Annotated in this window: 11 protein-coding genes; all 11 read right to left on the minus strand. The window is 52.5% G+C overall.

Translation table 11 applies throughout. The annotated features are described in order from the left end of the window. Positions 1 to 9 precede the first annotated feature (9 nt). The 11 genes from MCJ35_RS10075 to MCJ35_RS10125 all read right to left on the minus strand — a co-directional run bounded on the left by MCJ35_RS10075 (position 10) and on the right by MCJ35_RS10125 (position 12,184). Positions 10 to 1,116, minus strand: a complete 1,107-nt coding sequence (locus MCJ35_RS10075; RefSeq protein WP_025487244.1) for a DUF362 domain-containing protein — start codon at positions 1,114 to 1,116, stop codon at positions 10 to 12. Positions 1,117 to 1,122: 6 nt separating this feature from the next. Continuing rightward, positions 1,123 to 1,899, minus strand: a complete 777-nt coding sequence (locus tag MCJ35_RS10080) for an SDR family NAD(P)-dependent oxidoreductase (protein WP_025487243.1) — start codon at positions 1,897 to 1,899, stop codon at positions 1,123 to 1,125. An 8-nt stretch (positions 1,900 to 1,907) separates the two neighbouring features. Continuing rightward, entirely contained in the window at positions 1,908 to 2,699 is a 792-nt protein-coding gene (locus MCJ35_RS10085; RefSeq protein WP_025487242.1) for an SDR family NAD(P)-dependent oxidoreductase, read from the minus strand. Positions 2,700 to 2,717: 18 nt separating this feature from the next. Then, positions 2,718 to 4,118 (minus strand): mandelate racemase/muconate lactonizing enzyme family protein, encoded by a 1,401-nt coding sequence (locus MCJ35_RS10090; RefSeq protein WP_034578516.1) that lies wholly within the window; start codon positions 4,116 to 4,118, stop codon positions 2,718 to 2,720. A gap of 19 nt (positions 4,119 to 4,137) precedes the next feature. Then, entirely contained in the window at positions 4,138 to 5,652 is a 1,515-nt protein-coding gene (locus tag MCJ35_RS10095) for a sugar ABC transporter ATP-binding protein (RefSeq protein WP_008726014.1), read from the minus strand. An 18-nt stretch (positions 5,653 to 5,670) separates the two neighbouring features. After that, the gene (locus MCJ35_RS10100; RefSeq protein WP_008726016.1) at positions 5,671 to 6,660 is read right to left on the minus strand and encodes an ABC transporter permease; all 990 of its coding nucleotides are present in this window, start codon (positions 6,658 to 6,660) and stop codon (positions 5,671 to 5,673) included. 37 nt (positions 6,661 to 6,697) lie between these two features. Continuing rightward, positions 6,698 to 7,741: a sugar ABC transporter substrate-binding protein gene (locus MCJ35_RS10105; protein WP_025487240.1), complete on the minus strand. Its 1,044-nt coding sequence runs from the start codon at positions 7,739 to 7,741 to the stop codon at positions 6,698 to 6,700. Positions 7,742 to 7,802: 61 nt separating this feature from the next. Next, on the minus strand, positions 7,803 to 8,588 hold the full coding sequence (locus MCJ35_RS10110) for an RraA family protein (protein WP_025487239.1): 786 nt from the start codon (positions 8,586 to 8,588) through the stop codon (positions 7,803 to 7,805). A gap of 39 nt (positions 8,589 to 8,627) precedes the next feature. Next, positions 8,628 to 10,007, minus strand: coding sequence for a mandelate racemase/muconate lactonizing enzyme family protein (locus MCJ35_RS10115; protein WP_040382522.1), 1,380 nt, complete (start codon positions 10,005 to 10,007; stop codon positions 8,628 to 8,630). A 412-nt stretch (positions 10,008 to 10,419) separates the two neighbouring features. Further along, the gene (locus MCJ35_RS10120) at positions 10,420 to 10,752 is read right to left on the minus strand and encodes a cyclic-di-AMP receptor (protein WP_008716104.1); all 333 of its coding nucleotides are present in this window, start codon (positions 10,750 to 10,752) and stop codon (positions 10,420 to 10,422) included. A gap of 73 nt (positions 10,753 to 10,825) precedes the next feature. Continuing rightward, the gene (locus tag MCJ35_RS10125) at positions 10,826 to 12,184 is read right to left on the minus strand and encodes a S1C family serine protease (protein ID WP_420315209.1); all 1,359 of its coding nucleotides are present in this window, start codon (positions 12,182 to 12,184) and stop codon (positions 10,826 to 10,828) included. Positions 12,185 to 12,530: the final 346 nt, after the last annotated feature.

A 12,530-nucleotide genomic window follows, 5' to 3' on the forward strand; every position in this document is an offset into this window, starting at 1 on the left:
CCTTACCTCCTAAACCGTAATGAGTTCATATTCCCTGCTTCCCAGGCCCAGCTTAACCGCATGGTCAATGGCAACCTTCCAGTTGGTATCGGGATGGGTATCCGTAAAATGGTCCCCATGGCAATGGTTTCTGCCGGACAGCACGCTGCCCTCTATTACGGGCTGACGGTTTACCGCGTCGGCACACGCCAGGTCCAGGGCTACCGGGTCAAAGGAAGCGAACATGCCCACGTTTGGGACAATGGGGATATCATTTTCCGAGTGGCAGTCACAGTATGGCGACACATCAACCACAAGGCTTACATGGAAATGCGGACGGCCCTGAAGCACGGCCAGCGCATATTCCGCTATCTTCTTGTTCAGGATGTCATTGGCCTCATTGTTATCCGCAGCCACCGCGTCCATGGGACAGGTTCCGATGCATCTGCCGCATCCGGCGCACACTGCGGTGTCAATGGAAGCTTTACCGGATTCCAGGGTTATTGCACCATGGGCGCACTGCCGGACGCAGGCCCCGCATCCGACGCAGAGTCCCGCATCCACATGGGGCTTGCCGGAGTTATGCATCTCCATCTTGCCTGCCCTGGAGCCGCAGCCCATTCCGATGTTCTTAAGGGCGCCGCCAAAGCCTGCCGCCTCATGGCCCTTGAAATGGGTCAGGGATATGATGATATCCGCGTCCATGACAGCCCTTCCTATCTTGGCTTCCCGGACATACTCCCCATCCACGGGCACAAGGATATCGTCCGTACCTTTTAACCCGTCGCCGATGATTACATGGCAGCCCGTGGCAAATGGATTATAGCCATCCTCATACGCACTGTCCAGATGGTCCAGGGCATTTTTCCTCCGGCCCACATACAGGGTATTACAGTCCGTGAGGAAAACCCTGCCGCCCTGTGAACGGATCAGGTCCACCAGCACCTTTGAATAGTTGGGACGGAGATAGGCCAGATTTCCCGGCTCCCCGAAATGAAGCTTAATGGCAGTGTATTTATTGGAAAAATCAATCTGCTCCAGCATTCCCGCCTGTTTCACAAGTCTTGCCAGCTTCTGCAGCAGGTTCTCGCTCAGCGTTGTATGCATATTGGTATAATAAACTTTAGACATCCATATATCCTCCTATGCCAGAATTGTTCCTGAATCAGCCCTTATGGCTGTGCCGTGGATCATTTCCGCCTCGTCGGAGGCAAGAAATGCCACAACATGGGCCGCGTCCTTTGGCTCGTTGATACGGTCAGCCAGGCTCAGCTTTGAAAACGGAAACAGACGCTCCTCATCAGCCAGGCCGCTTTCCACCACGTCCCTGGGCTTGCCGGATTTAACCCCGATATCGACATAACCATATTCCACGGAATTAACATTAATGTGGTAATCCGCCAGTTCCAGGGCGCTTTCCCTGGTCAGCATCTTGATGGCCCCTTTTGTCATGCTGTAGCCCGGGTCAAAGTTGGTGGGCCGTTTCGCATGGACCGAGGAAATGTTAATGATCTTGCCATATCTCTTTTCCTTCATATAAGGCAGCACGCCCTGCATACACAGGATATAGCCGTACAGGTTCGTATGGAAAATCCTGGAAAGATGCTGGTCATCATACTCATCAAAGGGGATATTACACTGGTATGCCGCATTGTTGACCAGGATGTCAATACCGCCGAATGCATCCATTCCCTGCGCAATCATGGAATCCACCTGCGCTTTATCCGTCACGTCCGCCTGCACCGCAATGCACTTTGCCCCCAGGCTGTTCAGTTTTTCACATATGGCCTTTCCGTCAGACGATGTATGATAATTGACAATCACGTTAGCGCCGCATCTGGCCAGTTCCATGGAGATTCCTTCCCCGATTCCTTTGGCCCCTCCTGTTACCAGCGCTGTTTTACCCTTTAAATCAAACATACGTATCCCTACCCTCTCATCAATCCCCTGTGGTTTGCTTTTTCGTCAATATAATGCAGCAGCAGTCCGCCGTCCATGCGTATTTCCGTGCCATTTACATACCGGCAGCGGCTATCCAACAGAAAGCCGCACAGCTGGGCGGTATCGGACGCGCTCCCCACCGTACCGGACGGTATCTTGTACTGGTATCCCTCATATAAGGTGGTGTAACTGCTTTTGGGGGCAAATACCGCCTCTTTAATGGGGCCAAGTTCAATGAATACTGAGGATACATTTTTCACCCCCAGGCCCAGGGCCGCTTCCCTGGACAGGTTCTTCACCGCTCCCATTGCCATGGAGAAAAGCGGATAGGCCCCAGACGGCTTATCATCATGGATGGAGCCGATGAAGATGAGCTTACCGTTCATCTCCCGGTCCATGGCAGCGCCGAATACCTGGGCAGCCGTCATGGGGGATTGGATGTTTTCCTTATAGTTTTTCTCAAACTGTTCCTCTGTAAGATTTGAAACCGAACCTTCCACCACTGTAAAATAATTATAAATCACCCCATAGGCCGGCCCAAGGGCCTCCTCCGCCTCCCTGACAGCCTGTTTTAAGGCCTCCCTGTCAGAAAGCCCTGCATCCGTAACCATATAGGCTGCATGGCAGGTGTCCAGCTCTTCTTTTAAAGCCTGGTCCATGGGTTCCCCGTGCATGAATATAAGGATACCGGCCTTCTCCCTGCAGAGCATGGTGATGCATTCCCTGCCAACGGCCGTCCTTCCATCAGTCACAGCAACCATTTTATGTTCTAATCCCATAACACACTCCTCTTTTCATCAGCTCCACAGCCTGTCGCTGGAATATTCACGGTCCCACTGCCCGGTAGGCGCCCAGATTTCAGGATGCCCGGGCCATGTATGCTGGCGGATTACCTCGTCATTAAAGCCTTCGGCCCCAAGACCGGGAGCTTCCGGCACATGCAGATACCCGTCCCGGATTAACGGCTCAGGAAGGCCTGTCACCAGGTCCTGCCAGTAATCGTCATCCGGCGCATTGAACTCCATGGCAATGAAGTTCTCTGTTGCCAGTCCCACATGCCCGGTTGCCAGGGCCGCCACCGGCGTCTCACACATGTGCATCGCCATAGCCGTATGGTACTTCTGGGCCATATTCCCAATCTGCTTGCATTCCAGGATCCCGCCTGCGGAACAGATGTCCGGATGGATGACGGCCACGCCGCCCGGTGCGCACAGTGCCTCATAATTTTCCACATAGGTAAGGTCCTCCCCGCATGCCAGCGGGGTTGATGTGTAATCACGGAGCGCCCTGTATTCCTGTGCCATGGTGCATGGAAGGACGTCCTCGCACCACATCAGGTTGTATTTCTCAAGGCGTCTTAACAGCCGTTTGGCGTCATCCAGTCCCAGATGACCCAGATGGTCGATGGCGATTGGCACCCTGTATCCCAGTTCTTCCCTTATCTGGGCCACATGTTCCTCGTAGCGGTCAAGGCCCCGTTCCGTTGGACGTATGAAGGTATAGGGATGCTGCACCATGCCGTAATCCTCCATCCTCCGCTTAAACGGCTTATCATCTATGTCCGCCAGTCCTGTCACCGGATCCTCCTTCAGCAGGTTCTCATGGCCTGCCAGGATCTGGTCAATGTAATCCTGAGGCCCTGACAGAAGTTCTTCGTCCGGGTACAGGTACTGGATTTCTTCCATGCCCACGATTACTTTACACATCTTCATCCCGAACCGGTCCATGCGCTCCCTGATGGCCCTGGCTTTCAGGGTTCCGTTCACCCTTTGGGAAGGCGGGGTCCGGCCAAGGTCGCAGTACACCCTGACCTGTTCCCTGAACCGTCCTCCCAGCATCCTGTACACCGGGACACCGTATGCCTTGCCGGCCAGGTCCCATAAGGCCATCTCAATCCCACTGACGCCCCCGCCCTGCCTGGAAGGACCGCCGAACTGTTTTATCTTGCGGAACAGACGGTCCACATCACACGGGTTTTCGCCTATGAGCCTGCTTTTTAACATGGCGGCATAGGTGGCGCTGGCCCCGTCCCGCACCTCCCCCATTCCCACCAGGCCCTGGTCCGTGTCTATCTTCACCAGGATGCAGTGCATGGATGAGGCTTTTACATGGGCAAACCTGATATCCGTTATCTTCAGTCCGCCTGGGGCGGAGCAGGTATTGATGCGGCCCTGCAGGCATTCGTTCATACTCTCCATTTTAATTCCAATCCCCTTTCTATTCTGCAAGCGCTGCCTGCATCACACGGTCCTGGGTAATCTCCTCGTTGTTGAATTCACCTGTAATCCGGCCATTGCTGAGCACGATACAGCGGTCGCTCATGGATATCAGCTCCGGCATGTCGGAGCTGACCATGACGATTGCAACGCCCTGTTCCGTCAGTTCATTCATGATTTTATAGATTTCCGTCTTGGCGCCCACATCGATTCCCTTGGTAGGCTCGTCGATGAATAATATCTGCGGTTCCTCCAAAAGCCATTTTCCCAGCACCACCTTCTGCTGGTTGCCGCCTGAAAGGTTCACGATTACGGTCTCAATGGACGGGGCTTTTACGCGGAGCCGGTCAAACATCTTCTTGACCCATTGTTTTTCGTACTTTTTATCGATAAAGCAGCCTTTTGATATATTCTTAAGGCTGGCCAGGGACAGGTTTTCCCTGATGGTGAATACCCAGACAAAACCGGATTTCTTCCTCTCCTCCGTCACAAAACCGATTCCATTGCGGATGGCGTCGCCGGGGCAGTTGATTTCAACCTTCTTTCCGCCGATGTACACCTGTTTCTTCACGCCTTTTGTGATCTGCCCAAAGACAGCGCCCAGCATCTCGCTTCTCCCCGCTCCCACCAGGCCGCCGATTCCAAGGATTTCGCCTTTCCTCACATGAAAGCCTACATTTTCAACTATGTTCTTATTCTTCATCGTCGGATGGGGGACGGACAGGTTCTCCACGCGCAGGATTTCCTCGCCGATTCTTGCCTTTTCTTTGGGATACATGTTTTCGATGGTACGGCCCACCATCTCCTCAACCAGCTGCTTCTCACAGACACTTCCTATCTCGCGGCAGGATATGAAGGCCCCGTCACGCATGACCACCACCCGGTCCGCTATCCGGAAGACCTCGTCCAGACGATGGGAAATGAACAGGCAGGAAACGCCACGTTTCCTCAGATCGTCCATCAGCTTCATCAACAGCTCGGTTTCCTGGTCCGTAAGCGCGCTGGTGGGTTCGTCCAGCACCATGATCCTGGGATTCCTGCTGAGGGCCCTCATGATGGACAGCATCTGCATCTGGCCGCTGTTCAGGCTTCTGGCCTTTGTGTCCGGTTCAATATCCAGTCCGATATCATCCAGTATCTTCCTGGTGTCCGCATAGAGCCTGCGGTAATTGACAAAGCCGTTTTTGCCGGGAAGGTTTCCCACAAAAACATTTTCCGCTATGGTGGCATCCAGCATCATGTTCATCTCCTGGTAGACCATCTCAATCCCATAGCGCTCGGCTGAGGCCACAGAGGTCATCTCCGCCGGTTTGCCGTCGATGAGGATTTCCCCTTCATACTCCCCGGCCACGTAGCTTCCGCTCAGGACCTTCATAAGGGTGGATTTCCCTGCGCCGTTTTCCCCGCACACTGCCAGGATTTCCCCTTTCCTCAGCTCGATGGATACATCTTTCAGCGCGATTACACCGGGAAAACGCTTTGTAACCTTACGCATCTCCAATATCGTTTCGCCCATATGTATGCCTCCTTTCCCTTACTCTGCGCCTCCTGCTTTCCTGCGGTACTTGTCAATGAATATGGCGGCAAGAAGAATCACGCCGAATATCAGGTTCTGCCAGAACGTGGATACCTTCATTACAATCAGGGCATTGGTGATGGTGGCCAGCAGGATACAGCCAAGGGCCGACCCCAGGACGGTCCCGGTACCGCCAAACATGCTTGTGCCGCCAATGATGACCGAAGCCATGATTGTCAGCTCGGTGCCTGTTCCGGCTGCCGGCTGTGCGCTGGCAAAACGGGAAGCCATCAGCACGCCGGATAAGGCTGCAAGCATGGAGGTGGCGATGAAAACCGTCAGGCACTTGGCGCGTACGTTGATGCCTGCAAGATAGGCAGTCTCCCTGTTTCCGCCGATGGCCAGGATGGCGCGGCCGTACTTGGTCTTTACCAGTATGATATGTCCGATGATACCGATGATCAGCGCATAGACAACAGGCAGAGGGACCATCCCGAACAGTTTATTCTGTCCTATCATCTTAAAACTGCTGGAAAAACCGGATATTGCCAGGTTTTCCGTGGTGATTGCGATGATTCCGTTAAACGCATACTGGGTACCCAAGGTGGCGATGAATGGAGGCAGGTCAAAATACACGATTACAATGCCGTTGATGACCCCCACCACTGCGCCGGCCCCAAGGGCCAGCACAATGGAAACCGGGATCGGCATTCCTGCCTTCAGTGCAAAGGCGCAGACAACACCTCCGAAACTGGTGGCGGCGCCTATGGAAAGATCCATTCCGCCGGAAGCCATCAGAAATGTGATAGGTACGGCGACAATAAACGAAAAGCTGGATGTCTTCAGTATATCAAGGATGTTGTTCATTGCAAAGAAGTTGGGATTCACACAGCCCACCACAATCAGCAGAAGACACAGAGGCAGGATTGTCCCTAATTCGTTTTTGTTTAAAAGCGCATGTAGGACCGCACTTTTCTTAACCTGGGCATTATCCGGTTGTTTTTCCATTTTCCTTCTCCTTTCCGGCGCAGCCGCCGCAGCCAGCCTACTCACCCATGTCAATGCCGCGTTCTTTTACCCAGCCGTCAATATCGTCGATGAACAGGGTTGTTGTTCCTGAGTCATTGCCGCGCTCGTACTGCCCGCCGTCACGGACCGCCTTGGCCAGATATGCCCCGTCATATCCCACGTTGTACCAGTGCTGTGCTACCGTACATACCATGCTGCCGTCCTGCACGCATCTTAAGATTTCAGGCGCATCATCAATCCCCACCACGCAGAAGCTGTCCTGAAGCCCGTTCTCCTGTACGAAGGCAGCGCCTCCAAGGCCTGCATAGCTGTCAAAGGAAACCATGCAGTTGATATCCGGGTCCGCCAGATAGGAGGCAGATATCTTATCCTGTGCCGTGGCTGCATTGGACATACACTCCGTCTTATCCGCCACAATGGCATCCGGCCTCAGTTCCTTCAGTTTTTCCTCAAATGCAGCCACCTGGTCATTCTGCTGTTCCATGGTCAGGTTGCTCTGCATGGTGAGCACCTTAATGGGTTTGTCGCCCATGGCCTGGATCAGGGCCTCTGCAACGGAGTATCCCAGGTTAACCGGGTCAGTGCCTATGTATGCCGCGGGAATATCATTATCCGTGGCAATACCGATCAGGGTTACGCCCTGCTCTACCGCGCGGTTCATGACATCCTCTGCAGCGTCCTCCTGGGTCAGCACGATCAATATGATGTCCGCCCCATTGGTCAGGGCTGTTTCCGTATTATTGACCATGTCCTGGGTATTACCCGGTGTCTGGGGCGCCAGGTAGTGGCCCTCCCACCCAAGCTCGGCACACGCGTCATTGAATCCTTTTTCCGCCTGGCCCCATGCAGCTCCCCCTGCCATCCCGCTGCTGAAATATACAACCAGCTTATCCTCACCGCTGCTTTCAGCCTGTGCTGCGGATGTGCCTGTCTGTTCTGCCGCCGTTGTATCTGCTTTTGTGGTTCCCTGACATCCGGTAAGCATGGCTGCCGCTGTCATGGTTGCTGCCAATAATAATGTACCTATCTGTTTTCTGTAAACCTTATTTCCCCGCTTCATGTTATTCCTCCTCATATACAATCTGCTAACATGTACCTTCCATTATAAACGGTATTTCTTTTTACAGCACCCCAAATTCTGCATATACCTGGTCAATGGGCATTCCGTCCGCCAGCATCTGACGCTGCTTATTCTCTTTTTCATAGATTGCCTCCACCCTGAGAAGCACTTCATCCACGATATCCTTCGGGATTACCTGCACGCCGTCATTATCCCCAAATATGAAATCCCCCGGATAAATGGTTACGTAATGAGTGACATGGCCGGGCAGCATGGCCGGGACATTGACATCGGTGACAATCCATCCGCCGAACGCGTTAGGCGCAGTCCCAAAGGAATACATTGGGAAATCCTGCATTTTCAGCACATACTGCGTATCCCTGCAGTTCCCTGCAAGAAGCATTCCGCGGCATCCGTGGGCATAGGCCAGCTGGCAGCTCATTTCCCCAAAATGAGCGGGCTGCATATCCCCTCCGCAGTCAAAACATAAGATGCTCCCATCCGGCTCAGAGGCAACCGTGCGCATCATGATTTTCTGTGGATGCTCCCGGCCGTCCAGATAGTCCTCATAGAACTTATCCAGTGATTCGCCCGGAAGGTAGGAAGTGTCAATGGACAGGGTATGGAGTTTGACCGGCAGGGCGCGGCCCACCAGCTGCATTCCCTGGCGAAGCGCCTTAAAACGCTGCGACAGGACTGTGTCGCACACGCCAAGGGACCAGAGTGAGTCGGAAACATTGCCGCCGTACCCGGCTTTCTTAAAACGTTCAATGCGCTCCAGGTCCGTGATGTCCAGATGGCGGATTTCCTCTCTTGGTATGGTGTACTCCCTGTTTTCTGGTAACATAATCGTATTCCTCCTTTATATTTTTATTTGATATGATGCTCAGCTCCACAGACGGTCGTGGCTGTAGCTGTTATTCCAGTCATCGGTAGCCTCCCAAAGGCCGGGGATTTTCTCATTGTCAATATGTTCCCGTATCACATCGTCCACCAGTCCTTCAATTCCCAATCCGGGGGCATCCGGTACTTTGATATATCCGTTCTGTATCAGGGGTTTCCTGGTTCCGATGACCAAATCATCCCACCATGGAACATCGTTGGAATGGAACTCCAGGGCCAGGAAGTTCTCTGTGGCGGCTACGCTGTGCACGGCAGCCAGACAGGCCACAGGACTCTCCGCCATATGTACGGCCATGGCCACCCCGTATTCTTGGGCCATGTCGCCGATTTTCTTGTTCTCCAGGATCCCGCCGGATGTGAGCAGGTCCGGATGTATGACAGAAACGCCGCCTGCCTCCAGAAGGGGACGGAAGCCTTCCTTCAGATAGATATCCTCGCCCGTGCATATGGGGACATTGACGGACTGCTTTAAGATGGCGTACTGTTTCGTATAATGCCAGGGCAGCGCGTCCTCCAGCCAGGCAATATTGTATTTCTCCAGCATCCTGCCCAGCTTGATGCACTCGGTCAGGCCGATATGTCCGATATGGTCGATTGCCAGGGGAATCTCATAGCCGATGACAGAGCGCACATCCGACATGTACTGGTCCAGATATTCCAGGCCCTTCTGCGTAATCTGCACAGCGGTCATCCCATGTTCGATGTTCTGGACTTCCCTGACACGGTTCATGTGATACCGCTCATCCAGGGTCCCCTGCTTCCACATGATTTCATCACAGTCCTCTGCTTCCCTGAGCTTATCAATGAATCCCAGGGGAGCGCTGAGGGCGCCCGGCACGTCGTACAAAAGGCTGATGCTCAGGTCCATCTTAAGCATGGTAAAGCCTTTTTCCATCCTTTTTTTTAGGGCCTCACCCATCTTCTTCCCGCTGTTTTTCCCTTCCACATCCGTGTCACAGTAGCAGCGGATCTCATCCCTGAATTTGCCGCCCAGCATCTGGTACACCGGTACCCCATATGCCTTGCCGGCCAGATCCCACAGGGCAAGCTCGATTCCGCAGACCCCGCCTGCCTGGCGTGACAGTCCTCCGAACTGTTTCATCTTGCGGAAGATGCGGTCCACATTACAGGGGTTCTCGCCAATCAGCTTGCTTTTCAGCATCAGCGCATAGCGCTTATCCGCAAAGTCCCTGACCTCCCCGTATCCCACCAGTCCCTGGTTGGTGAACACCTTAACCAGGATACAGTGCATGGGGGCATTCCAGATATCTGCAAAGCGGATATCCGTAATCCTCAGTTCCGACGGCGAGGAGCATGTCTTTACATTGTTTAAGACCTCGCCTGCTTCCATTCTCTCTTTCATTGCTGTCCCTCCTAGATTATATGATTTTTGTATTTACTGTTAATTTTTTCCTATTGATTGTTAATTATTTAGTGTTTTATTATAATAAATCGGTTTAGTAAATCGGTTTGTATTATATATAGCACCTAATGTCAGTTATGTCAATACCTCTTTGAACATTTTCACTAAGAAACCTCTTTTTAATTCCTTTTTATTGTCTGAAAATGCATTTAGAGGGCGCGAATGATATTATAAACAGGAATCCTTGTGTTTCTGCATCAAAAAAAGGCATCTGCAATTGATACGATATGCCCCTTGTCTGCAGGACAAGGGGCATATCGTATAGCGCAGATACCTCTTTCATACCGTTAAGTTTGTTTTTGGCAATTCATCTCACCACCTTAGAGGATGGGAGAAACCTTGCTAATTTTTGTTAAATTTTCTCGTACCGGTCCACATCAATTACAAAGATTGTGGCGCCGCCCACTTCCACGTTCATGGGCATGGTTGCGTAGTTCACCATGGTGGTTCCGGAAATATATGGCATATTCACCGTAAGCTTCTGGTGCTGCCCGCACTCCTGCTTAATGATATCAATCACTTCCTGTACCTTATCATCCTCCGCACCGATCATCAGTGTGGTATTGCCCTTTTTCAGGAATCCGCCGGTGGTGGACAGCCTGGTTACGCTGTAGTGCTGTTGGGTTAACTGGCTTACTACGTCATCTTCGTTGTCGTTCCTTACGATTGCATATACTAATTTCATAAGCTGAACCTCCTTAATTGATTGTCTATTAGGTCCAGTATATCATATTTTCCATAAAATAGGTGTTAATATTTTATGAATTAGCTGCCGGCTTTGTTCCCAGGGTTATCTGTATATCATGCTCCACGTAAGCGCCGTTGACCAGGGACTGGACGGTCAGGGTAATGGTGGATCCGCCCTCATAATACGTAAGCATCTGTTTTAATTCTTCCATGTTCGTAACAGACTGTCCGTCAAACTTAGTAATGATATCCTTTTCCTTTAAATCAGAGGATGCGGCTGCCCCGCCTTCCACGATCTTATAGACATAGATGCCTACCGGCATGCCGAATTCCTGTGCCGCGGATGCGTCAATGTTGGTTCCCTGGATACCCAGATACCCCTGGGCGCCCTCAGATACGGCCACACGGGTCTTCTTGGTCATCAGGCTGTTTAAGATATCCTGCGCCTTGGAGATGGGGATTGCAAAGCCCATGCCCTCAACCTCCGTGGAAGCTGTCTTGGCCGCATTGATACCGATTACATTGCCGTTTAAGTCAATCAGGGCGCCGCCGCTGTTGCCTGGGTTGATGGCTGCATCGGTCTGGATGAAGGTCCTTGTGATTCCGCTGCCGTCCGTGATTTCCCTGTCAAGTGCGCTGACATAGCCGACAGTTACGGACTGTCCATATCCAAGTGCGTTTCCGATTGCCACCACCTGCTGGCCTACCTTTATGTTGTCGGAATCTCCCAGGGAAGCCACCTTAATCTTGCTCATGGTGTCGGACGGGATATCCTTTAACTGGACTGCGATGATTGCCAGGTCAGAGGCGGAATCCGTACCCTTGACAGCAGCGCTTACGTCGTTGTTGTCAACAAATGTAACCTTCAAATCCTGCGCCCCGTCAACCACATGATTGTTGGTGGCAATCAGCAGCTCCGTATCGCTCTGGTTGATGATGATGCCTGAACCGCTGCTCTGGGCCTGGTAGGTCTGTGGCATTCCGAAGAAGTCCCGCTGCTGAACGGTCATGGTATCATTGATGGCCACAATGGACGGCATCACTGTTTCCACGATTCCTGACACATCGGTGACCGCGGTCACCGTGGTCGCTCCCTGTCCGCCGTTCTGCGTGGTCACGGCGGGCGCCACCTGCTGGATCTGCGGCTGGACCTGTGCCTGTGCCTGGGCGCCTGCATTGCCGTACATGCCTGTCATCCTGGCTCCCAGATAATTAACGCCTGTCATCACCCCGCCGGATACGGCGCCGAACAGGACCGCCGCTGCCGTGATTCCGGCTGCCCGTTTCATCCACATGCCTTTCTTTGGTTCCCGGTTCCCGCCGCTGCCGCTGTTCCCGGACTGCTGTGAATACACATTGTATCCCTGCTGGCGGCTGCCTTCATGGGATGGATTGAATCCGCTGTTCCTGTTTCCCTGGCCCTCATCCATATTGGGGGTGGTCCAGTTAACGGTTGTCTCCGGTATGTTCCTTTCCGGTATGTTCCTCTCTGTGCTGTTATCTCCATTTAAATTCCTGTTTTCATTCCCGTACATAAAAAAGTCTCCTTTCATACAATTCTCTATGTTTTGGATATTTCATCTATTTCCTTTTGACAGTTATAAATATACCCTTGATTTATGGTGGAATTGTGAAGCGATTGTGGAGAAATTGTGTTCGAAATATTATAGATTTATAAACTGGAAATAAACGGATCCAGGGCAGGCGGGGCCGGACCGGACGATTCAGGCTGGACGGATTGACTGATTCCCGATATAATGGACATGATAATTTGCA

Origin of the sequence: Enterocloster sp. OA13, assembly GCF_022440595.1 — a bacterium.
GTDB classification, from domain to species: Bacteria; Bacillota; Clostridia; order Lachnospirales; family Lachnospiraceae; genus Enterocloster; species Enterocloster hominis.